Source organism: Alphaproteobacteria bacterium, assembly GCA_018662925.1.
Taxonomy (GTDB): domain Bacteria; phylum Pseudomonadota; class Alphaproteobacteria; order 16-39-46; family JABJFC01; genus JABJFC01.
Map to the genome: position 1 here is coordinate 1 of JABJFC010000086.1, position 21559 is coordinate 21559.

Consider the following 21559-nt stretch of genomic DNA (forward strand, 5'->3'; position numbering starts at 1 on the left):
ATTTTATCTCCTAAGATGTTAATTAGAGCGGAATGCCCTGTTAACATTTTTGGATATTATGCAAAGCAAAATCCAATGAATTTGAGAAAATGAAAAGAATTTTATGCGCTACTTCGCATAATTACTTTCTTCGCATAACAACTTGGCGGCCTAATTAAAAAATCTGGACTCATGGATGCATTTGTCATTGAGGCAGGTGAAGATTTGCAAGCCTATGAGTCTTTGCACAAGGCTGCAAAGTTACTGGGCTTCTTAAGTGATTCCATGGAAACAAAAACCTTCAATGAATCCTCCCTGGCATATTGGCAAAGAGTCGGTGAACGACATCTAAAATCCAAAGCTTTCTGAAATATGTTGAAAGGGTAGTATCGTTAATAAGCTCTGTATTCAGTTAATGAGTTTTAAAATATAACATAAGTATAATATTCAGTATTTTCACCTGCCGTATTTACGTGACGATTAAATCAAATCCTGCTACAATTGCTGACGAAGGGTGTGGAGGGATTTAATGAGTTATTTCTCGATAAACGGGCTAATAGGTTTTTTTGATCTTAGAAATATAATCATTGAAAACTCATTAGATCGTCGTGCTTGTATTTTGGAGAAAGAGCTTCCTTATGGCATAAAGTTTTCATTCTTCAATAATTGTTATTATTTTTTTGACTTTTCAGAAGCAGACTTTGCCAAGCCTTTTCTTGATCTAAAAAATCTTGATGAATTCAAAAATGCTAAGAACTCCGTCACATTGCATCTGCAAAAAGAAATGATTAATGCATTTAATGCATACTTGTATATAAACTACAGAGAACTCAATAAAAGCATCCATTACTCTAGTTCTGTTACGCGTTCACAACTCCCGAATGATATTGATCAATTTTTTATACCTAATTCAATTTCAAAAGTAACATTACCGTTATCTTATTATTTAGATAGCTGTGCTATTTTCTCAAGCGAGGCATATAAAATTGCCTCTAAAGCGGTCTACAGTCAAAATCCACATAATAACCGAAAATTCAGCAAAAAATTAATTAGTAAAAGTGTGGGAATGCTTTCTTCGATTTCAGAACATAATCAGATAGATCCATACAACCAAGCTTTCTTTTATATATTAGCACAACTATGGAAAGCAGTTTATTTTAAAAATCATGACCTAAGAATAGAAGCAACAATATTTGCTCGTTGTATTTTTGAATTATTAGTTCAAAGAAAATTTGGCCTTAAGAATAAAGGGTTAACTAAGGCACGTTTTAATAAATATTGCGAATCTAAAGAAGTAAGTTCATTTTTTAAAGATTTTTATGAAACATTAAGAAATCCTTCTGCACACGAACTTAGAATTCCTGAAAAACCTGATGAAATTAATCAGTACCTTAAGTATTTGATCGAATTTTTCAAACGTGATTCAGGCATAGATATTAAGAATATCTTGAGGTGATAAATGGGTATATTTCAATGGAAAGAAATAATCTCTTATGCACATTTGACGTCTTTATGATTATGATGATTGTTATTACTCCGGAAGTAAAACAGTTGTCGAATGTTTGTGACGAAACTAGCATCTCTCAAGGAAATTCTAATTTAGAAAGCTAACTGTTTGCTAGCCGGAGTAATATCCTATTTTTTGGTGGCACTTTTTCTCTAATTTTTTGGTTCTTTAAAAAAACTAGAACGATTGGTCTAATCGAATATAGTACTGTATTATTTTCTATTTTTTCTGGCTCAATTTTAGGTTATTTATCCACTAATAACAGAGCTCCATTAAATACTGTAATTTTAATAACTTTCATTTTTACTTCCATACCTTTTTTTACTCATAAGTTAGTACATAATTCCAATAAAAAAACTCTTATGTTAATAAACACGAGTATGGCGTTATTATTTTTCCTATTTTATAGCATTGTAGGTGCAGAGATTAGACAGTCTGAAAAAGAGTTATGCAGCACGATAAATGATTCATCCAAAGGAACTAATATTGGTAAAGATAAATCTCCTAGTAAACCCTCCCCGATGAATATTAAATTTCCACATCTACCCCAGGATTCATATTTTTTGGAAGAGTAAAGAGTAAAATATATATTAAACTCATTAACTGGACAGTGTCCATTGGATATTTTTACGTGTTGCTGATTACCTCTGCCTCAATATAAAAGAGCAACCTCACTCGTTATTTTTGGCAGTTGGTTGAAATGTAAGAAGAAACAGTTCAAAATTTAAGACTCAGTTCATGCAAAGAAGTAATTTCAAAATAATTCACCTAGGACTTTCTCACTCAAAAGTTATCATAACCCTTTTCGATTAACCCCCCAAGCACACTACTCTTCATCTTTTGAAAAAATATCGGGCAGTGTGATTAGGATGTATATAATGGTGAATTTGGCACCGTCAAGTTAATTGGTTAGGCTTATAAAAATCCCATATCCTCTATATTTTAGGCACAGATAATTCCATAATCTGCCTCATCCCAGATGGATTTGGCAACTGTGAAATTTGCTCTCTGAGATGGTGCTTTCTTTGAATATTTGCCTACCTCTGCTGAGAAAATGTTTCTTACTTTTCCCATGAGAGATAAGGTTCTTTGTACTCCTTGTGGGGATTTGAATTTAATAAGACATTTCTCTTTTTTACGGGTAGGCTAATGGGCGTTTTCAACACGATTATTTAACCCCTTATGAGTGTCAATGGTCCTGTAAAATCCCCAGGTAAAGTCCCTCAAAAATCCCCCCCCTAAAAGAGGAGGTAGGAGAGGATACTGAGTTCCATGATGTAAAATATTATGGAACAGACAATGATAGGATTAGCGATGCATACAACAATATTAACTTTATGGAAGCAAGGGAACAGTAAGAATGAGATTGCCCGAGTCACAGGCAAAGATCGTAAAACAGTTCGACGGATAATAAAGAAGTACGAAGGCACGAAAGAAGAAATACCAGCCATAGTGCAAAAAGCCAGTGCACTACAGGCATACCATACAGAGATCATTTCTTTTCTAGAGTCAGGATTGAGCGCTGTAAGAGTCCATGAGAAGCTGCAAGATCTGGGATGTCCCATTGGGTATTCGGGGGTAAAAAAATATGTTGCCAAGATAAAGCTTCATTCGAACATTTGTGTCAGATTTCACAGTGAACCAGGAGAAGAAGCCCAGGTAGATTTTGGATACGTAGGACTCATACCAGACCCCAAGAGGGGTGCTGGAAGGAAGAAAGCCTGGGTTTTTAATATGCGTTTGAGTTATTCCCGACTTGATTATTATGAAGTTGTTTTAGATCAAAAGGTAGAGACATTCATTCGGTGTCACGAAAATGCTTTTCGGTCATTTGGAGGTATTCCCAAAGTGGTCAAAATAGATAATCTTAAGGCAGCGATACTGGAGGCCCATTTTTATGAGCCCCTCTACCAAAGGCTCTACAAGCAGTTTGCAGATCATTGTGGTTTTTATCCCTTGCCCTGTCGAGTGAGACAACCGCAAGAAAAAGGAAAGGTTGAATCAGGGATAAAATACATAAAGAACAATTTTTTTGCTGGACGCTCGTTTAAGAGCTTTGAGGATCTCTGTACTCAACTAAGGCAGTGGATGGATGACTATTGTCAGGAAAGGGTTCATGGAACGACAAAAGAAAAGCCTCGTGTGTTATTTGAGACAAAAGAACAAGAGGTGTTGAAGAGGATTCCCCTCAATCCTTTTTACATGGGTACCAGGGGGCAAAGAAAAGTCCAGAAAGACTGTCATGTCGTTGTGGATCATAATTTTTACTCTGTGCCCTTTGAGCATGTGGGGAAGGTCGTTGAAGTACAGGAAGACTCGAGAGAAGTGAAGATTTTTTATGAAGACAAACAAGTGGCCCTCCATATCCGACAAAATGGCAAGGGCAGGTTCTCGACCCAAACATCCCATTACCCTAGGTATAAATATTACACTCCTGACTCCCCCGAGTATCTTTCCCTTTATCAGAACAAAATGACCTCCCTTGGAAAAGAGACAGAAGATCTGTTCTCTCTCATTGTTCAAGAACATCCCCGGGATTGGTACAGGATTGTAAAAGGCATTTTAGGTCTCCGAAAGCACTACAGCGATGAGGTCATCAATTTAGCCAGCAAAAGAGCTATGGCCTTTGGGATCACCCAGTACAAAAAGATAAAAAGGATCTGTGAGAGTGGATGTTATAGATTGCCCTTGTCTTCAAAAGGCCAGGAGGTCACATGGAAAGCATAAAGCAAACCCTGAGAGAGTTTAAGCTGGCAGGAATGCTTATGTCTCTGGAGGAAAGGATTGTGTATGCTAATGAGAAGCAGCTTTCCTATCAACAGTTCTTGGGGCTTTTATGTGAAGATGAAGCTAACAACCGACGGGACAACAGCTATAAAAAGAGATACGTAAAAGCAAAACTTCCCAATCATAAAACAGTAGAAGACTTTGATTTTGCGTTCCAACCTTCTCTGCCTAAAAAGCAAATTAATGACGCTTTAACGTGCCAGTTTATAAAAGAGAAACGGAATTTAATTTTTGTTGGAAATCCTGGCACAGGAAAAACGCATTTATCAACAGCTATTGCCTTAAGGGCCCTATCTAAAGAATTTAAGGTTCTGTTTACGACCGTTTCTGAAATGCTGTATCAATTGCATGTGGCAAAGGCCGACAACTCTTATTACAAAAAGTTGGGAGAATACCTATCCCCTGATTTATTGGTTCTTGATGAGTTAGGGTTTAAGAAATTCCCTCAGTACTCTGTAGATGATTTTTTTGAGGTAATATCCAAACGTTATGAAAAGGGCTCTTTAATTATTACAACTAATAAGCCTTTTGAGCAGTGGAGCAACATCTTTGGAGATAACACTTTAGCTGAGGCCATCCTTGATAGGGTCGTCCATCATTCCATGGTTTTTACTATTAAAGGTCCTAGTTATCGGAGTAAATCTGTTAGAAAAAAGGAGGCGGAAATGACGTAAAAATAATTCCCTAGGGGGGGGATTTTTGAGGGACTTTACCTGGGGATTTTACAGGGCCATTGACATGAGAACGATGATCCGTATTCCGAGTCATATAACGTATGGGCTTGGTATAATTTTTTAGCTTCACGTGGCTCTGGATAAGCTCCTAATAAACGGCTTAGAAAACGAATTTCGGCTTTCTTATTTCGGCGTTTTTGGAGAAATATATCCAGTTCATGCCCCTCAGAATCGACCGTTCTCCACAGAATGAAGTGAACATCATTGAGTTTGATGGTCACTTCATCAAGATGCCATCTGTTCTTGAATATCACGGTAGCTGTGATTGAATCGGTGGTAAAGCCATACGGCATGACTGATAATGGAAATTGGAAAACGATGACATCGAGATGCTATTAATAAGGACATGGTGATTACCTTCATATTAAAATTCGAACATAACACAAATCCATATTAACTTGACGATGCCTATCCCCTCAAATTACTCTTCTAAGTCTTAAAAAACTTCTCTTCCATTCTGCCTTTGATTTATTCAGACCTCTCTATGAAATAAATGCCATTTACGATTAAACTGCACGAACCATTTCAACTTTTTCTGGAAGATCATATTTTGAATGATCCAGTTTTGCTACATTGATATTGTGATCTTTAAATTGGGAGATTATATTTGAAAACAGTTGAGTTTTTATCATATCTCTACCCTCTGTAATATTAGAAAGCCAAAATGTTAGGCTAAGAGCAACAGCATCATAGTGTACATTTTTGATATATGCTGAAGGAGAAGGTGTTTCTAACACAAGTTGATGCTCAAGAGCGCTGTTTTTCATTAATAAAAGAGCGTCTTCTGTATTAGATTCATAATCTATTTTAATCTCAATATTTAATGCTGCTTTTGTATCAGAGTAGGTCCAGTTGATAACACGGTTGGCTAAAAGCTCATCATTTGGAATAATGACCTCAATACCAGTCTCTGTTCGTAGCAAGGTATACCTTGCACCTGTATATCGCACATATCCCATGGTACCATCTGAAAGCTCTATTAAATCATTACCTTCAATTGATTTTTCAGAAAGCAAAATTAGGCCGCTAATGAAATTCGAAGCTACTTTTTGAAGACCGAAACCAATTCCAATTCCAATGGCACCGCTAAAAATAGTGAACGTAGCAAGGTCCAAACTTAATATGTCTAAAGATACAATAAAAACTATGGTGTAAGTTAAGATTTGCACACCCTTTATAATGAGGGTCTTTTTTGAGTTGTTTATATAGTTCGTTGAATTTATTTTTGTTTCTACTTTTTCTAAAAATATGGACGCCAAAGATAAAAGCGTTATAAACGTTATTATGCCCTTTAATAAGAACCATATAGATATTTTCACACCAGCAACATTAAAAGTTAAATTCTGAAGGTTATTAAAAAGATCTGAGTACTGAGAGCCAAAAAGTAAAAAAATTAAGGCTGCGGAAACAAGTGCAACTAAAAATAATTTTGAAACATAAGAGATTTGTTTTCTATTGAGCATTAAAAAGGCTTTTCATTTATTAATCTTAATGATTTACCTTTACTCTACCTAAAGTGGTTTTGAAAGTTAAAAACTAGTTTTTTCATCTAAATATCTTGAAAAATAGGAGCGAGCAATTTACACTTAATGAATTAAGAAACAAAATTCTGTTTCAGAGACTGAACGCGAACTTTTAGAAAACTTAGAAACGCATCGTATCTTCTCAGAAAACATTCAAGAATAGCTGATCGCTTCAGTCTCTTTGATGGTAGTTGGAAATTTATTATTCTTCTTTTTGCATTTCTTCGTGGTTTGATGTTTTTAAATTTTTAGTATCTTACTCCAAGATTAAACCTCTTACTCTTATATTCTTTTGAAGCCTGCTTTATCTTGAGTGTCTCACCTTACAGGCCCAAATTATTATGGGTCAAAATCGATTCTCTGATCGAAGTTGAATTCGAGCAGAAAATTATTATTAAATAAACCTAAAATCCGAATCACAGACCCGCCAGCTTAATAAATTTATAGCCTAGGAATTAGCACAACTTATAAAAATTCGAAATTAAATAAATACTATAAGAGATAATTACAATGTGCCATATCACAAGAGCGATCGAGCAGCTTTCTCTTTCATTATGCAACCAAGCATTTTGACGAAGCACTTTCTGAAAGCAATCTAGAAGAAAAACCTGGTTCAAGTGAACATAGAATTATACCTCTGAGGCTCTTGCGGATTATACCAATGAGTGAAAAAATGCACCTACCTGACACCATATTCACATTGATTCCAACCATCAAATGTATATCAAATCTTTTGGTGAAGAGGGGAGCGTCATTAGAAAGAGTTTTTAAAGCTATTCATCCGACCGTGGATCAAGTTCTGACGCAATAGGTGTTGTGCCTGGAAGAACAACAAAATCTTGATGATCTTCTACAGCCGATGGTATACGGGTACTGACTCGGTATATTAAATAAGCTGCTAATCCTACCGAGATAAAGATAAAATATATAAACAACCCTCCGCTTCCAAAAAAACTCATAAATACAGAAGCAAATATAGGGCCAAAAATTGCCCCTATCCCATAAGCCAACATGAGCCCTTGCGTGGCAGAAACAATGTCAGCATGTTCAAGAACATCACATGTATGGCTTATGCTGACAGGGTATAAAGCAAAAGAGGCGCCGCCAAAAATGAAGATCAGGATATTGATACTTTGTACAGATTGATTTGATATCGTTATAATGAAAAGCTCAATTGCTAATAATAAAAAGCAAAGAAAAATTAACATTTTTCTTCTATCAACCAAATCAGACAAACGCCCAATTGGATACTGTAAAGCGGTGCCACCAGCAATAAGTAAAAACATAATTAAGGCTGTTACAGAGACATCATTAAGCATTGTTTGAGTATATAAAGGAAGCAACCCTAACACTGATCCTAATAAAAGCCCCGAACATGTACATGATACAATGCCGGTGGGCGATAATTTATAGAGTTGAATTAAAGTCAAAGCTGACGGTTCTTCAATGGTTGGGTTCCCAACTTTGGTAATTGCAAGGGGTATAACTGAAAGAATTACAAAAATTGTGGCAATCGAAAAAGGAGTTAAACTATCTATATTAAAAACATTTAACAAAAATTGCCCAGAAGCAGAGGCACCGTAAAGCGCAATCATATATAAAGCTAGAAATTGACCGCGCGTCTTTACTGTACTATGCCCCAACAGCCAGCTTTCTACTACAATATATAGACCAGCTAGGCAATACCCACTAATGGCACGTAATAATATCCAATACCATAAAGAATAAAACAGCCCCTGAGAAAGCATAACAACAGCTGTAAGAGAAGCAAAAGCAGCATAAGCACGAATATGACCAACCCTTAAAATAAAATTTGCATTTTTAAAGGCACCAAGTGCCATACCCGTATAGTATGCGGATGTGATGAGGCCAATATTCAAAGAAGAAACGCTTTCCATTTCTAAGCGAATAGGAATAAACGTACCAAAAAGACCAACGCCATTCATTAAAAAAAACATACTTAAAAGAGGCGGAATAACGGAACAAAATATTTTAGGTGTCATGATTAACGTTCCACTTTTATACAATGTTGATATCCTCTTCTAATCCTTTCATCATAAGGAAGGAGCAGATAAGTTTCGTACCTTTATCATGGATCTAAAATAGTTAATACTTATTAAATTCTGAGGCCAGCTAATACACTTAAATTGTAAAATATCAGACACTTAATTTTTCAATGCATGCTCCTATCATTTTTAGATGTGATCATTTGGAATATTCAACAGTTTGATGATGCCAATACTAATTTTCTTTCAAAGCCTACCTATGGTAAAAATATTCAGTTCTTAAAAAAATCTACACTCTTTCCTTTTACATCTATAATTTTTAAGGCTACACTGTTCAAATGTGAGAAAGAATATAGCAGGGGGATCTTGATGCCAAATAATAAATTTCTAGAATTGCAAAACGTAATAATAAAAACTTACGGCGATTTTTATGATCAAGTTCTAGAATATATCCCACAAATTTTTCTTGCAATTTTCTTATTTTTGTTTGGTTTGATGTTCGCACATTTGTTGCGAATAATTACTAGAAAATTTTTAAAGGGTTTTGACTCTCTTATAAAGAGGTTAGCACTTTTTTTTGGCTTAAAGTCACTAAACTCCAAGCATTCATATGAAATCCTTATTAGTAAATTTGTATTCTGGTTGGTATTAATCTTCTTTATTGCTTCAAGTGCTAATGTGCTTGGCTGGAAAATTATTACAAAACTTGTTGATAGTTTTATGATGGTGTTACCAAATTTAGTTACTTTTTTTCTAATTGTTATGGTTGGCTTTTTACTAAGTATGGGAGTAAGAACAACAGCTCAAAAACTATTATATTCTGCTGGCTTTGCAAAAAGTGAAATTATTGCTCAATTAATCCAAGCGCTTGTCTTATTCACCGCAATAATAATAGGAGTCGAACAAATAGGGCTCCATGTTCAGTTTCTAACGATGATAATAATTGCAATAATTTCTATAGTTTTTGCGGGTGTAAGTCTTGCTTTTGGACTTGGGGCGAAAACCTTTGTCTCTAATATTATTTCCGCACAATATATAAATAAGCACTGTGATATAGATGATTTTGTGCAAGTTGGAGAAGTGGAAGGAAAGCTCATAGAAATTACTCAAACTTTCTTAATCTTAGAAACACAAAAAGGTAGAACAATGGTTCCAGCAAAATATTTTCATGAAAATGTCAGTACTTTTTATAGAAAAGATACAATTTAAAATGTTTTCTAAAGTGCTTTAAATATGCCTAACAATAAGAAAGATTTTGCTCTTACTTTTACACAATCACACCCTGACATAGTGGCAAAGGAGTTAGAAAAAATGCCTCCATATAAGGTGGCTTCTTTTTTAAAAAGTATTCCTATTTCCGTAGCCCCTCAAGTTATAGAAAAAATGCTTTCAAAGAAAGTTGCCGAAATATGCAATATATTAGAACCTGAAAAAACAACTAAATTTCTAACTCTTATGGAGATTCACTCAGTTATATCAGTATTAAGACATCTAGATCCTGAAAGGCGTCGTTCCATTCTTGCACACTTACCCTCTAAGCTCAGATTATGCTGTAAAATCCTTTTGCGATATTCAGATAATAGTGTTGGTGCTTGGGCTTATCCACAACCAAATATCATTCCATTTGATTACACTGTCGCTGAAGCACTTCAGTTAATTAAAAACACACAAAATAGAATACCTTCCAATATTATTTTTATCGTTAATCGCTATAAAGCCTTTATAGGATTCGTGGATACATATAAATTACTTCAATCACCACCGGATGCTTTAATTGAAGCTCTCACGAAAGAAAGTGAATATTGTTTGTACGGAACTATGAAGCTTGATTCTATCCTTAATCATCCAGGATGGGAGTATTTCGATGTTCTTCCCGTATTAACCAGTGATCAAAAAATTATTGGGGAATTACCATACCGAACCCTCAGAAAAGCTCTAGAAACTTCTAATGAACAAAGAGAAGCTATATTTACCGAGGACATGATTGCTCCAGTTTGGAAGATATATAGTTCAATATCGTTTTCTTTTATAAATTTACTGAGTTCATTCCTTGAGCAAAAAAATGAATTTTCCAAGAAATAGGTGTTTTAGATGCCACAACCAAACCTAAAAGTAACTATAGAAAAGCTCAATAAGATTTTTATAACCAGCTATCCTATTGAAGCAGCTAGAAAATTTGAAACCATGACTCCCTCAGCTGCTGCAAACATCCTTAGTAAGCATCCTATCTGTGATGTTAGTTGCGTTTTTTCTTTTATTACTCCTGGTATAGGAAAATTAATTCTGCTGCTTTTGCCAAAAACTATGGCTTGCGAGCTATTAATGCACTTAGAACCAAATTATGTAGCAATACTTCTAAGGCTTTTGAATAAAAAACAGCAAGATGCCTATCTTAGAAACTTAGATCAAAGCATTTCACGGGAAATAAAGGAAATTTTAGGATACCCACAAAACACGGCAGGAGCAATGATGGAAGCGAGCTTCGTCGGATTTAATAAGAATGCCTCTGTGAAAGATATTTTGTTATTTTTCCAACAACAAAAATTAGACAAAGTTGATCATATTCTTCTTCTTAATGATCAGCTTGAATTAGTGGGAAAAATTAATGTCGGTCGTCTAGTATTAGCAGACAAGAATCTAAAATTATTTTCACTTTCTGAGCCAGTTAGCGTTTCTTTTTCTGCACTTGATTCTAGAGAAAAAGTCATAAAAGTATTTGAAAAAACAAAATTAGATTTTGTACCAGTTTTAGATGCAAATAATAGGGTTATAGGCGTTATACAATCATACATGCTCATAGAAGCTATAAAAGAAGATATTGTTTCTGATATTCAAACCATGGTAGGTGCAAATAAAGAGGAAAGCGCTCTATCTAGTAGCTTCTTCTCTGTTAGGAAAAGATTACCATGGATGGAGATTAATTTACTTACCGCCTTTCTTGCAGCAGCAGTAGTGGGTATTTTTGAAGAAACGATCGCAAAATATACGGCCTTAGCTGTTCTTTTACCTGTTGTAGCAGGGCAGTCTGGTAATGCGGGTGCTCAAGCATTAGCTATTACTATGCGTAGTCTTATTTTAAGAGAAATCACTACAAACCAGTGGCTCAAAATAGCACTAAAAGAATTTAATACTGGCCTTATGAATGGCATATTAATAGCCTTAACTTGCGCAGTTGCAGTTTTTATTTGGAGTAAAAATATTGGCCTTTCTTTAGTAATCACTCTTTCCATGATAGTTTCCATGATTATTGCAAGCGTTGCAGGAGCGCTTGTTCCTATAGTTTTAAAAAAACTAAGACAAGATCCAGCTCAATCATCTTCTATCATACTAACTACTATTACAGATGTAGCAGGGTTTATGTCCTTCCTTGGAATCGCAACAAGCCTGCATAGGTTTCTTTTATAAATAATTGGACACTTCGATAAACTACTTGAAAAAGGAATGTTATGTGATTGAATTGTGAAAGGAAATAAAACTTTGGGGAGAAGAATGTACTTGCAACCAAATTGTTTAGACCTAGCAAATAGAGGGCACCTCTATTAACCTCTCTACATGGTTTAACCATTTGATACAATGCGATAGTTGCATTTTTGTTGAGCCTTTATAAATATCACAGCCCGTTTTTTCTCAAGAAATCCATTAACAATAACGAGCTTCCAGCAAATGTTCCTATAGACAAGAGTAGCAACGACATGACAGTTTTGAAATACATCAACAATGGATCGAACAAAGAACAGTAGATAGAAATTCGCCAAAACAAACACCTAAACAACATGATTGAGTATTATCATCGGTTTATAAAAAAAGAACGAGGTTTATGCTTTGATGCCAAGCTATCCGCCTTTCAAAACTTTACGACTCTTATGGCCTAATGTATCTGAAAAATAGAAATCTGCTAACCTCTCCTCGACTCTGCGCCACAAACGCGACAGAACCCATTTATAAAACCTCCTATAGAAACCAGCTATCCCATTGTATCAAATGGTTAAGCCATGTCTAAAGGTTAATAGATGGGCCCATTTGCTTTGCGAATTTTCTTCTACTGCTTCCGATATGCTTCCGGATTTTTTATCTGGATTTTTCAAAAACTCTGTATGTCGCTTCAAATATGGCTCCCCGGGACGGGCTCGAACCGCCGACCCAGTGATTAACAGTCACTTGCTCTACCAACTGAGCTACCGGGGAACATGGTGCACTAAGGCACCCTATGCTCGAAGCTTTAGCAAATCTCTTTTAGAAATGCTAGGGTGAAATGAACATTCTTCATTTCATTTATGGGAACTTATCCTCCAAAAAAATAGGAGCATAAATTTATATGGGTTAAATTTTAAATCTTGCCCCTTCCCTATTTCCATTTTTTCAATTACCAATACCTCCTGAGAACATCAGGAGAAATTATAATGACATCCCTCTCAGAAATTGAACAAAAATCCCTTATAGAAGCCTCAGAAACTGTTGCAAAGAATGCCTATGCACCCCATTCACGGTTTCACGTTGGCGCGGCTATCCTTTCAGAAAATGGGAACATATACACTGGCTGCAATGTGGAAAATGCTTCCTATGGGTTAACCGTATGTGGTGAACGAAACGCCATTTGCCATGGCGTCTCAAAAGAAGGCGCAACCCTTAAAATTAAGGCCATTGCCATAAGCACAATACCACGTATAGAAGCGTCACCATGTGGCGCCTGTCGACAAGTTATTTCTGAATTTGGAAAAGACATAAAGGTTTTTATTCCACAGAAAGGTGGTCACAGAGAAACCACAATCGAGGCGTTACTCCCCGGTCAATTCGAATTCGATCAGCCCATAGAGTAAGCTTATTCCACTGGTACCAACATTGGCCCCAGATGGCGCCCCGCAAATATATGCATGTGAAAATGAGGGACTTCTTGGCCCGCATGTTGACCATGATTAGCCAAAATTCGATAACCACCCTTTAAGAGATTTAACTCTTCAGCAATTTTCCCAACCGATTGGAAAAAATTGTAGATCTCTTCAGGAGACCCGTTGGCACTAAAGTCCGCAAATGAAACGTAGGAGCCCTTTGGGATCACGACTACATGAACCGGAGCCCGAGGGTTAATGTCGTGGAACGCGAGGGTAAACTCATCCTCATAGACTTTTTCGCAGGGAATATCTCCTCGGATAATCTTTGCAAAGACATTCTCGACATTATAAACCATGTCCACGATAAATTGGCCTCTCTGTATTTTTATCTTTCGTTTTTCCGAATCTTACTATAGATAATTCTTGAAACTTCTGCAACGACTGAGGTGAAACGCAATGTCAACTAAACAAGCTGATTCCTTTGCATGGCACGGAACAACTATTTTATCGGTCCGAAAAAATAATAAAGTCGTCATTGCTGGTGACGGACAAGTTACCCAAGGCCCCATCGTTATTAAAAATTCTGCCCGTAAAGTGCGACGACTGGGAGATGGTTCTGTCATTGCAGGATTTGCCGGCGCTACGGCAGATGCAATGACACTGTTTGAACGCTTAGAAGGAAAACTGGAACAATACCCAGGACAATTGCCAAGAGCCTGTGTGGAACTAGCTAAAGATTGGCGTACCGATCGGTATTTAAGAAAACTAGAAGCCATGATGGCAGTAGCCGACAAGAAAAACTCTCTCATTTTAACTGGCACCGGAGACGTCCTGGAACCCGACGATGGCCTCATTGGAATAGGATCAGGGGGCGCCTATGCTTTGTCAGCAGCCCGCGCTCTAATGGATCAAAAGTTGGAATCCATTGATATTGCCAAAAAAGCCATGACCATCGCCTCAGAGCTTTGCATCTATACCAATTCAAATTTTACCATTGAAAGCATTTAAGCGAGTATTTCAAAATGACGTCCTTTACCCCCAGAGAAATTGTTTCTGAATTAGACCGATTTATTGTTGGTCAAGACGATGCAAAAAAAGCCGTTGCGATTGCGTTAAGAAATAGATGGCGCCGCCTTCAACTCTCCGATGATCTCCGCGAAGAAGTCCTTCCAAAAAACATTCTCATGATCGGACCTACGGGTGTTGGCAAGACCGAGATTGCCCGTCGACTGGCTCGATTGGCACAAGCCCCGTTTCTAAAGGTGGAAGCCACCAAGTTTACAGAAGTGGGCTATGTGGGTCGTGACGTTGAGCAAATCATCCGAGATCTTATTGAAATCTCTATAGCAACGACGCGAGAACGCTTGCGAAAGGAAGTCCAAGCAAAAGCAAAAAACCATGCCCATGATCGTATTCTAGATGTTCTCGTTGGCGAAAAATCCAGTGAAGAAACACGCCAAAAATTCAGGCTTATGCTTGAAAATAACGAGATGGATGATAAAGAAATTGAAATAGATGTTTCTGATACTTCTGGCTTACAGCTCCCCACTTTTGATGTTCCAGGAATGCCCGGCGCCCAAATGGGCATGCTCAACTTGGGCGATATTTTAGGAAAATCCATGGGAGGAGAACGCACTAAAAAGCGCCGCGTTAGGATTGCAGAAGCCCTAGAAATTCTCACCGCCGAAGAAAGTGATAAATTACTCGATCAAGAAATGGTTATGAAAGAGGCTATCGATTCTGTTGAACAAAATGGCATCGTCTTCATCGACGAAATTGACAAGATTTGTGGCCGCGAACGCTCCTCTGGTGAGGTTAGTCGTGAAGGAGTCCAGCGGGATTTACTGCCCCTTATTGAAGGGACAACAGTAGCCACAAAACATGGCCCCGTAAAAACGAACCATATTCTATTTATCGGATCAGGAGCATTTCATACTGTAAAACCCTCAGACCTTTTACCTGAATTACAGGGACGCCTCCCAATTCGTGTCGAACTAACTGCCCTTTCTAAAAAGGATTTTGTAAGAATACTTCAAGAACCAGAAGCTAGCCTTGTTAAGCAATACTGCGCTCTTTTAAAAACTGAAGGCGTCAAATTGAAGTTTTTGGAAAGTGGTGTTGAAGAAATTGCCTCCCTTGCCGCTACAGTGAATAAAAATGTGGAAAATATTGGTGCGAGACGCCTCCACACTATGATGGAAAAATTACTTGAAGAAATCAGTTTCACAGCTCCTGATACCCCGGGCAAGAGTTATACGATCGACGAAAAACTAGTAAAAAAGACTTTGGAAGGATTCACCCATGATACAGACCTTTCAAAATTTATCTTGTAGTGATCTGAGCTCATCTCAGTAAATATTACGGTATGTAATTTCAACCTAACTCCATTATATTCTGACCTTATAGAGTATAAATTCGAAACGTGATTAGTTTGTGATCACACGAAGGGGTAGTATGGCTAACAGGAAAGATTCAGCCACCAGATACACTGTTAATTCTGCGAAAACCGTAGAGGAAGTGTGCGAACCTCTTTTCGAAAACTTCAACATCAGCTATTTCTCCTATGTGAAATTTCTACCTGATAACAAGTATTTATACTTAGGGACTGACGAAGAATGGTTGCAGTGCTATTTCAAGAATTTCGATTACAGCAATAAGGTCCACCAAGAAGTCCAGGATGCTTTTGAAGGTAAATCATTTTACAGCTTACGAATCGGCAATCAAAAATCCATAAAAGAGCCTGTTCTAAATGCCATGTACGAACATGACATATGGAACGCTATAAATTTGTACACCAGCCACGAGTCGGAAGTTGAAAAGTTCTGCTTTGCCTCTAACCGAGAAGACGTCGACAATATGAATTTTTATCTCAATAATCTCGACGTTCTGAAAAGATTCATTGTTTATTTCAAAAACAGTTGTGACTCCCTCATCGATGCCTCAGATGAAAGTAAGTTAGCCCTCGTGCAAAACAGAGAGCCTTGCATCATTGGCAAACAAGCCCCCAAAAACCCTAATAATAGCCAATTATTAGAGAAAACGAAGTTAAAGAAGTATTCGTTTAATGTAGAGTGCCAACCAACCATTTTATCTGCTCAAGAATTCCAATGCCTCCAATACTTCACACGCGGAAAGACCATGAAAGAAATTGGCATTATCTTGAATATTTCGCACAGAACAGTTGAATCATATATCAATAATATTCGCCGGAAAATTGGCTATAAATCACGATCCGAACTCGCAACGATTTTTGCTAAAAATGTGGGGCCTAGCCTTCTTAAGGCTTCAGGGATTTAATATTCTCTTAAATCTCTGAGGTGCTTTTAGTCCGTTGTGTCATTCACAGTTATGATTTTGATGGTCACCTCATCTTGACCATAGGCCAAAGCTGACATCCATACCTCCCCATCACCAATCATGACGCCCTGATAATTGCAAAAGAGATCCTTAAATTTCTGCTTTTGAACAACCTCTTTCACTTCAGCAGTAAAGATTTTTTCATAGTTTTGTATAAAATCTTCTTTGGTTTTAATTCCAATTGGCTGCCTAAGTGGAAAACTTATCATGTTTGCCAAAGTTTCTATATCATCGTTTGAAAGTGCTTTTTGCAAGTCAGCCAAAAACGCTTTAAGGGGCTCCATTGATTTAATCCCTGCCACTCTTAAATCACAATGAGACCCAATTTTCGTAGATATTGGTGATATGGGGGGCTCTTCCTCTTTACAACTCGTAAGTGAAAGAAAACCTAAAAGAGCAATTTTATAGGGACGCATGTTTTCTCCTTAGTGTTTATGGCCCTTAGAAATACTGGAAACTTTTTAACATGAAATTGAATAGGAAGCTACAGGGTTGAGACAGCCCATCCACGCTCTCCCAACTGAGCTATGGCCCATCTCATGCAGCCAAAACTATCTTTGCCACATCATCTGATTGCCCTCAAATACTGCTTCATCCAAAGCTTGCTTTACAGATTTTTTGCCCGAAAGGGCTTCTTCCAATTTATCCAAAATGCGCTCACGAACTTTGATGAAATTGGTGAGGCGAATGCCCTTGGTATGCGGTTTTGGGGAACGATCCAAAACGGATCGCACTGCAATATACGCCGCAGGATGGGTTTCGTAAAAACCAGACTCTTCGGTCATTGTGAAAGCGGCTTTTGTGATAGGTAAATAGCTGGTTGCCTGATGCCATTCCGCTTGGATATCTGACCGGGATAAGAAATCCAAAAAAGCGGCAATGACTTTGTATTCCTCTTCACTATGTCCCGCCATAACCCACAAAGAAGACCCTCCAATGATCGTATTCTGAGGGGCTGTCTTTACATCACTATAAAAAGGCAAGTAACCAACGCCTACCTCAAAAGGGGCATTTTTTAGGGAAAACTCCCGATTTGCCCCCTGTAAAAATATGCCACATTCCCCCTTCTTAAACAGATCCTCACTATCGTTAAATCTGCCTTCATACTTGTATAACTTCGCTTCTTGCCACCGGACAAGATTCTCCACATGCCTTATATATAGGGGCGCATTAATGACAAGCTCAGCCCTTGTTGATTCGAACCCATTCCCATGGGTCGCAAAAGGTTCGCCATGCCACGCCCCAAATTGTTCGAAAGTATACGCTGCTGGCCAAGCCGTCGAAAATCCATACTTCACAGCCCCTGACCTGACCAACACACTACAAACTTTCTCCATTTCTTCCCATGTCTGAGGTGGCTTGTCCGGATCTAAACCAGCTTTCTTAAACGCTTCCTTATTATAAAATAAAATTCCCGTAGAAGCATTCAAAGGAAGTGACAGCATTTTCCCGTCTGAAAGCGTATAAAAGTCTCTTACCGCTGGAATGTACTCGCTCGGATTAAAAGGATGGTCAAGGTGGCGCATCACATCAGAAAGGGAAACGAATAAGTCTAAATGTTCTAAGGCCTCAGTCGTTGCCACTTCAAAGACTTGCAATATATGGGGTGGCTTCCCCGCCTTCCCCTTCTCTATTCCTTCCTCAAAACACGATGTATAGCTATCTGATTTATTGATGGGGGTAATCTGATAATCAGATTGTGTTTTATTAAACCGATCTGCGAATTCTTTTAACTTACCCTCAATAGGCCCGCCCAAAGCGTGCCAAAGGGTAATCTCTTGAGCAGCCCAAGAAAAACTTTGCATTTGAAGCACAATAATAGTACAAAGGATTGCTAAAGTTAATCGCTTAATGGTCATAATTTCTCACACTAAATATAGGGTGAGAAATTATTATATTTTTATTTGTTTGGCAAGAAAACATGATTTCATCCATTTCTATTCGCGGTGCACGAGAGCACAACTTAAAAGATCTCAATGTGGAAATCCCCAAGAACCAACTTGTGGTCATTACGGGCCTCAGTGGATCCGGAAAATCCTCCCTAGCATTTGATACGATCTATGCCGAAGGTCAGCGCCGCTATGTGGAAAGCCTGTCTGCCTATGCCCGTCAATTCTTGGAACTCATGCAAAAACCCGATATAGATTCCATTGAGGGTCTATCACCGGCCATTGCCATCGAACAAAAGACTACCTCCAAAAATCCTCGATCTACAGTCGGAACCATTACGGAAATTTATGATTACCTGCGGCTTTTGTTCGCACGAATAGGTGTCCCCTATTCACCTGCCACAGGACTCCCCATCGAAAGCCAATCTGTTTCTCAAATGGTGGATCGTCTTATGGCACTCCCAGAAGGAACAAAGCTTTATCTCTTGGCGCCCATCGTGCGCGGCCGCAAAGGAGAATATCGGAAAGAACTGCTAGAGCTCCAGCGCAAAGGATTCCAGCGTGTGAAAATAGACGGAGAACTATACGAAATCGATGAAGCACCTGCGCTAAATAAAAAAGTAAAACACGATATCGATGTGGTGGTCGATCGACTCGCGGTGAAAGAGACGGTGAAACAGCGCCTCGCAGATACGCTTGAAACAGCCCTATCCATCGCAGATGGCTTGGCCGCGGCAGAGTTAGCCGATACGGGAGAACGCATTACTTTTTCCGAAAAGTTTGCCTGTCCCGTCTCGGGATTCACCCTGGAAGAAATAGAACCTCGCCTCTTTTCCTTTAATAACCCTTTCGGAGCCTGTCCAACTTGTGATGGATTGGGCGTTAAAATGGAATTTGACGAGGACCTGGTTGTTCCCAACAAGTCCCTCTCTCTTTTGAAAGGCGCCATTGCGCCCTGGGCAAATTCCTCAAGCGAATACTATATCCAAACCCTGGAAGGCATTGCACGGCATTACAAAGTCAAGCTTAACGCCCCCTTCGAGATATTACCTCAAAAAGTTCAAGAGACCATTCTCCATGGTTCTGGGCGAGAAAAAATCGATATCACATATCGGGATGCAAAACGCACCTACACAGTGTCCAAAGCATTTGAAGGTGTCATTCCCAATATGACACGCCGTTTCCTAGAAACGGAAAGTAGCTGGGTCCGCGAAGAAATGGGTAAATACCAAATGGTCCATACCTGTGATAGCTGTGAAGCTTTTCGGTTAAAGCCAGAAGCGCTGTGCGTTAAAATTGATGAACTGCACATTGCTGAAGTCACAAACAAGTCCATCGAAGAGGCCGCTGTCTGGTTTGAAAATCTGCCCTCAAAACTGGACACGCAAAATCAAGAAATTGGCCGGCGGATTCTTAAGGAAATTCAAGAACGCTTGGGATTTTTGGTCAGCGTTGGTTTGGGATACCTCACCCTCTCCCGAGGTTCAGGCACGCTATCTGGAGGAGAAAGCCAGCGCATTCGACTGGCCTCTCAAATCGGATCAGGACTCACCGGTGTTCTTTACGTTCTAGATGAACCCTCTATCGGACTCCATCAACGAGATAACAATCGCCTTTTGGAGACCCTTGTTCGTTTGCGAGATCTAGGCAACTCCGTCATCGTTGTTGAGCACGATGAAGATGCCATCCGAACTGCCGATCATGTCATTGATATGGGCCCCAGAGCTGGGATTCACGGTGGAGAAATAATTGCGCAAGGAACGCCAGCAGATATTCTAGCCTCTGAAAAAAGCCTCACAGGACAATACCTGAGTGGGAAGCGAGAAATCCCCATACCTCAAAGGCGGCGCAAAGGAAAAAGTGATCTGAAAATTATAGGCGCGCAAGCCAACAATCTTCAAAACATAGATGCGACCATTCCTCTCGGCACCTTTACCTGTGTGACAGGAGTCTCAGGTGGCGGAAAATCATCTCTCATTGTTGAAACGCTTTATAAGGGCTTATCCCGCCTCCTTAATAATTCAAGAATCATTCCAGGCACCCACAAGAAAATTAGCGGTGCTTATGAATTGGACAAGATTGTTGATATCAATCAATCTCCTATTGGACGGACCCCGCGGTCTAATCCCGCCACCTATACAGGCTGTTTCACGCCCATCCGCGAATGGTTTGCGGGCCTTCCCGAAGCCAAAGCCAGAGGCTATAAGCCAGGACGCTTTTCCTTTAACGTCAAAGGGGGGCGCTGTGAATCCTGTCAAGGAGATGGGCTTATAAAGATTGAAATGCATTTTCTGCCCGACGTTTATGTCACCTGCGATCAATGTAAGGGTCGTCGTTATAACAGAGAAACTTTGGAAATCACATACAAAGGCAAATCCATCGCAGATGTTCTTGATATGACCGTCGATGAGGCAGCAGATTTTTTCGAAGCCCATCCCAGTCTCAAAGATAAGCTAGCTGTTTTAAACAAGGTTGGGCTTTCGTATATCCATTTGGGCCAATCTGCCACTACCCTTTCAGGAGGTGAAGCACAGCGGGTTAAATTAGCCAAGGAACTCTCCCGACGCGCCACAGGAAAGACTTTATATATTCTGGATGAGCCAACGACAGGCCTCCACTTTGAAGACACTCGGAAACTCTTAGAAGTTCTCCAGGCCCTAGTAGACCAGGGCAACTCTGTCCTCGTTATAGAACATAACCTAGACGTGATTAAAACAGCCGACTGGATCATCGATTTGGGCCCCGAGGGTGGTTCAGGTGGCGGACATATTGTGGCCGCAGGCACGCCTGAAGATATCGTTCATGTTAAAGAAAGCTACACGGGGCATTATCTCAAACCACATTTGAAAGGCTACGACGAGAAGGCCGCTTAAAACACTACGTCTTCGTTCATATTTTTATGTGATTGTACTATTCAGTTTTCTCTTGAGAGTTACATAACCTGGATC

Annotated in this window: 19 protein-coding genes and 1 tRNA gene; 12 read left to right on the forward strand and 8 right to left on the reverse strand. The window is 38.8% G+C overall.

Annotation, left to right across the window (positions count from 1 at the left end; translation table 11 throughout):
• Window positions 1-171 precede the first annotated feature (171 nt).
• From HOL16_07560 to HOL16_07575, 4 genes are all read left to right on the forward strand, one after another.
• Window positions 172-348, forward strand: a complete 177-nt coding sequence (locus HOL16_07560) for a hypothetical protein (protein ID MBT5390537.1) — start codon at window positions 172-174, stop codon at window positions 346-348.
• A gap of 160 nt (window positions 349-508) precedes the next feature.
• Window positions 509-1435 (forward strand): hypothetical protein, encoded by a 927-nt coding sequence (locus HOL16_07565; GenBank protein ID MBT5390538.1) that lies wholly within the window; start codon window positions 509-511, stop codon window positions 1433-1435.
• A gap of 1365 nt (window positions 1436-2800) precedes the next feature.
• A complete protein-coding gene (locus HOL16_07570) occupies window positions 2801-4213 on the forward strand; it encodes an IS21 family transposase (protein ID MBT5390539.1) in 1413 nt (470 codons plus the stop codon).
• Window positions 4201-4947 carry an ATP-binding protein gene (locus HOL16_07575; protein ID MBT5390540.1) on the forward strand — a complete coding sequence of 249 codons (747 nt, stop codon included), beginning with the start codon at window positions 4201-4203 and terminating at the stop codon, window positions 4945-4947. Before HOL16_07570 ends, HOL16_07575 begins: the two co-directional genes overlap by 13 nt.
• 35 nt (window positions 4948-4982) lie before the next feature.
• Here HOL16_07575 and HOL16_07580 read toward each other — a convergent pair whose 3' ends face one another.
• From HOL16_07580 to HOL16_07590, 3 genes are all read right to left on the reverse strand, one after another.
• Window positions 4983-5228 (reverse strand): DDE-type integrase/transposase/recombinase, encoded by a 246-nt coding sequence (locus tag HOL16_07580; protein MBT5390541.1) that lies wholly within the window; start codon window positions 5226-5228, stop codon window positions 4983-4985.
• Between the two features lie 285 nt (window positions 5229-5513).
• The gene (locus HOL16_07585) at window positions 5514-6470 is read right to left on the reverse strand and encodes a mechanosensitive ion channel (GenBank protein MBT5390542.1); all 957 of its coding nucleotides are present in this window, start codon (window positions 6468-6470) and stop codon (window positions 5514-5516) included.
• 833 nt (window positions 6471-7303) lie between these two features.
• Window positions 7304-8533, reverse strand: coding sequence for an MFS transporter (locus HOL16_07590; protein ID MBT5390543.1), 1230 nt, complete (start codon window positions 8531-8533; stop codon window positions 7304-7306).
• Window positions 8534-8710: 177 nt separating this feature from the next.
• Here HOL16_07590 and HOL16_07595 point away from each other — a divergent pair, with 177 nt between their 5' ends.
• Genes HOL16_07595 through HOL16_07605 form a run of 3 tightly spaced genes read left to right on the forward strand, consistent with a single transcriptional unit; the run spans window position 8711 to window position 11941 of the window.
• Entirely contained in the window at window positions 8711-9745 is a 1035-nt protein-coding gene (locus HOL16_07595; protein ID MBT5390544.1) for a mechanosensitive ion channel, read from the forward strand.
• A gap of 24 nt (window positions 9746-9769) precedes the next feature.
• On the forward strand, window positions 9770-10618 hold the full coding sequence (locus HOL16_07600; protein ID MBT5390545.1) for a magnesium transporter: 849 nt from the start codon (window positions 9770-9772) through the stop codon (window positions 10616-10618).
• Window positions 10619-10627: 9 nt separating this feature from the next.
• Window positions 10628-11941, forward strand: a complete 1314-nt coding sequence (locus HOL16_07605) for a magnesium transporter (GenBank protein MBT5390546.1) — start codon at window positions 10628-10630, stop codon at window positions 11939-11941.
• A gap of 152 nt (window positions 11942-12093) precedes the next feature.
• Here HOL16_07605 and HOL16_07610 read toward each other — a convergent pair whose 3' ends face one another.
• Together HOL16_07610 and HOL16_07615 are read right to left on the reverse strand one after the other, a co-directional pair.
• Window positions 12094-12291: a hypothetical protein gene (locus HOL16_07610; protein MBT5390547.1), complete on the reverse strand. Its 198-nt coding sequence runs from the start codon at window positions 12289-12291 to the stop codon at window positions 12094-12096.
• A 354-nt stretch (window positions 12292-12645) separates the two neighbouring features.
• Window positions 12646-12721: transfer RNA gene (locus HOL16_07615), tRNA-Asn, on the reverse strand.
• A 215-nt stretch (window positions 12722-12936) separates the two neighbouring features.
• On the opposite strand from HOL16_07615, the gene HOL16_07620 reads away from it, so the two are divergent.
• Window positions 12937-13353, forward strand: a complete 417-nt coding sequence (locus tag HOL16_07620; protein ID MBT5390548.1) for a cytidine deaminase — start codon at window positions 12937-12939, stop codon at window positions 13351-13353.
• 2 nt (window positions 13354-13355) lie between these two features.
• Here the strand turns inward: HOL16_07620 and HOL16_07625 are convergent, their stop codons facing one another.
• Window positions 13356-13721, reverse strand: a complete 366-nt coding sequence (locus tag HOL16_07625) for a histidine triad nucleotide-binding protein (protein MBT5390549.1) — start codon at window positions 13719-13721, stop codon at window positions 13356-13358.
• Window positions 13722-13821: 100 nt separating this feature from the next.
• Between HOL16_07625 and hslV the strand changes: the two genes are divergently transcribed.
• From hslV to HOL16_07640, 3 genes are all read left to right on the forward strand, one after another.
• Complete coding sequence (gene hslV, locus HOL16_07630) at window positions 13822-14373, forward strand: ATP-dependent protease subunit HslV (protein ID MBT5390550.1); 552 nt, start codon at window positions 13822-13824, stop codon at window positions 14371-14373.
• A 14-nt stretch (window positions 14374-14387) separates the two neighbouring features.
• The gene (hslU, locus tag HOL16_07635) at window positions 14388-15698 is read left to right on the forward strand and encodes an ATP-dependent protease ATPase subunit HslU (protein ID MBT5390551.1); all 1311 of its coding nucleotides are present in this window, start codon (window positions 14388-14390) and stop codon (window positions 15696-15698) included.
• 121 nt (window positions 15699-15819) lie between these two features.
• Window positions 15820-16662 carry a helix-turn-helix transcriptional regulator gene (locus tag HOL16_07640; protein MBT5390552.1) on the forward strand — a complete coding sequence of 281 codons (843 nt, stop codon included), beginning with the start codon at window positions 15820-15822 and terminating at the stop codon, window positions 16660-16662.
• A gap of 26 nt (window positions 16663-16688) precedes the next feature.
• Here the strand turns inward: HOL16_07640 and HOL16_07645 are convergent, their stop codons facing one another.
• Both HOL16_07645 and HOL16_07650 read right to left on the reverse strand, forming a co-directional pair.
• Entirely contained in the window at window positions 16689-17138 is a 450-nt protein-coding gene (locus HOL16_07645; GenBank protein ID MBT5390553.1) for a hypothetical protein, read from the reverse strand.
• Window positions 17139-17273: 135 nt separating this feature from the next.
• On the reverse strand, window positions 17274-18581 hold the full coding sequence (locus HOL16_07650; protein MBT5390554.1) for an extracellular solute-binding protein: 1308 nt from the start codon (window positions 18579-18581) through the stop codon (window positions 17274-17276).
• Window positions 18582-18643: 62 nt separating this feature from the next.
• On the opposite strand from HOL16_07650, the gene uvrA reads away from it, so the two are divergent.
• Window positions 18644-21484, forward strand: coding sequence for an excinuclease ABC subunit UvrA (uvrA, locus tag HOL16_07655; GenBank protein MBT5390555.1), 2841 nt, complete (start codon window positions 18644-18646; stop codon window positions 21482-21484).
• Window positions 21485-21559 lie beyond the last annotated feature (75 nt).

Coding starts and splice junctions, on each gene's coding strand:
- HOL16_07575 (MBT5390540.1), top strand. CDS start 4,201: ATGGAAAGCATAAAGCAAACCCTGAGAGAGTTTAAGCTGGCAGGAATG.
- HOL16_07585 (MBT5390542.1), bottom strand. CDS start 6,470: ATGCTCAATAGAAAACAAATCTCTTATGTTTCAAAATTATTTTTAGTT.
- HOL16_07650 (MBT5390554.1), bottom strand. CDS start 18,581: ATGACCATTAAGCGATTAACTTTAGCAATCCTTTGTACTATTATTGTG.
- HOL16_07645 (MBT5390553.1), bottom strand. CDS start 17,138: ATGCGTCCCTATAAAATTGCTCTTTTAGGTTTTCTTTCACTTACGAGT.
- HOL16_07595 (MBT5390544.1), top strand. CDS start 8,711: ATGCTCCTATCATTTTTAGATGTGATCATTTGGAATATTCAACAGTTT.
- hslU (MBT5390551.1), top strand. CDS start 14,388: ATGACGTCCTTTACCCCCAGAGAAATTGTTTCTGAATTAGACCGATTT.
- HOL16_07560 (MBT5390537.1), top strand. CDS start 172: ATGGATGCATTTGTCATTGAGGCAGGTGAAGATTTGCAAGCCTATGAG.
- HOL16_07565 (MBT5390538.1), top strand. CDS start 509: ATGAGTTATTTCTCGATAAACGGGCTAATAGGTTTTTTTGATCTTAGA.
- HOL16_07600 (MBT5390545.1), top strand. CDS start 9,770: ATGCCTAACAATAAGAAAGATTTTGCTCTTACTTTTACACAATCACAC.
- HOL16_07640 (MBT5390552.1), top strand. CDS start 15,820: ATGGCTAACAGGAAAGATTCAGCCACCAGATACACTGTTAATTCTGCG.
- HOL16_07605 (MBT5390546.1), top strand. CDS start 10,628: ATGCCACAACCAAACCTAAAAGTAACTATAGAAAAGCTCAATAAGATT.
- hslV (MBT5390550.1), top strand. CDS start 13,822: ATGTCAACTAAACAAGCTGATTCCTTTGCATGGCACGGAACAACTATT.
- HOL16_07570 (MBT5390539.1), top strand. CDS start 2,801: ATGCATACAACAATATTAACTTTATGGAAGCAAGGGAACAGTAAGAAT.
- HOL16_07590 (MBT5390543.1), bottom strand. CDS start 8,533: ATGACACCTAAAATATTTTGTTCCGTTATTCCGCCTCTTTTAAGTATG.
- uvrA (MBT5390555.1), top strand. CDS start 18,644: ATGATTTCATCCATTTCTATTCGCGGTGCACGAGAGCACAACTTAAAA.
- HOL16_07625 (MBT5390549.1), bottom strand. CDS start 13,721: ATGGTTTATAATGTCGAGAATGTCTTTGCAAAGATTATCCGAGGAGAT.
- HOL16_07620 (MBT5390548.1), top strand. CDS start 12,937: ATGACATCCCTCTCAGAAATTGAACAAAAATCCCTTATAGAAGCCTCA.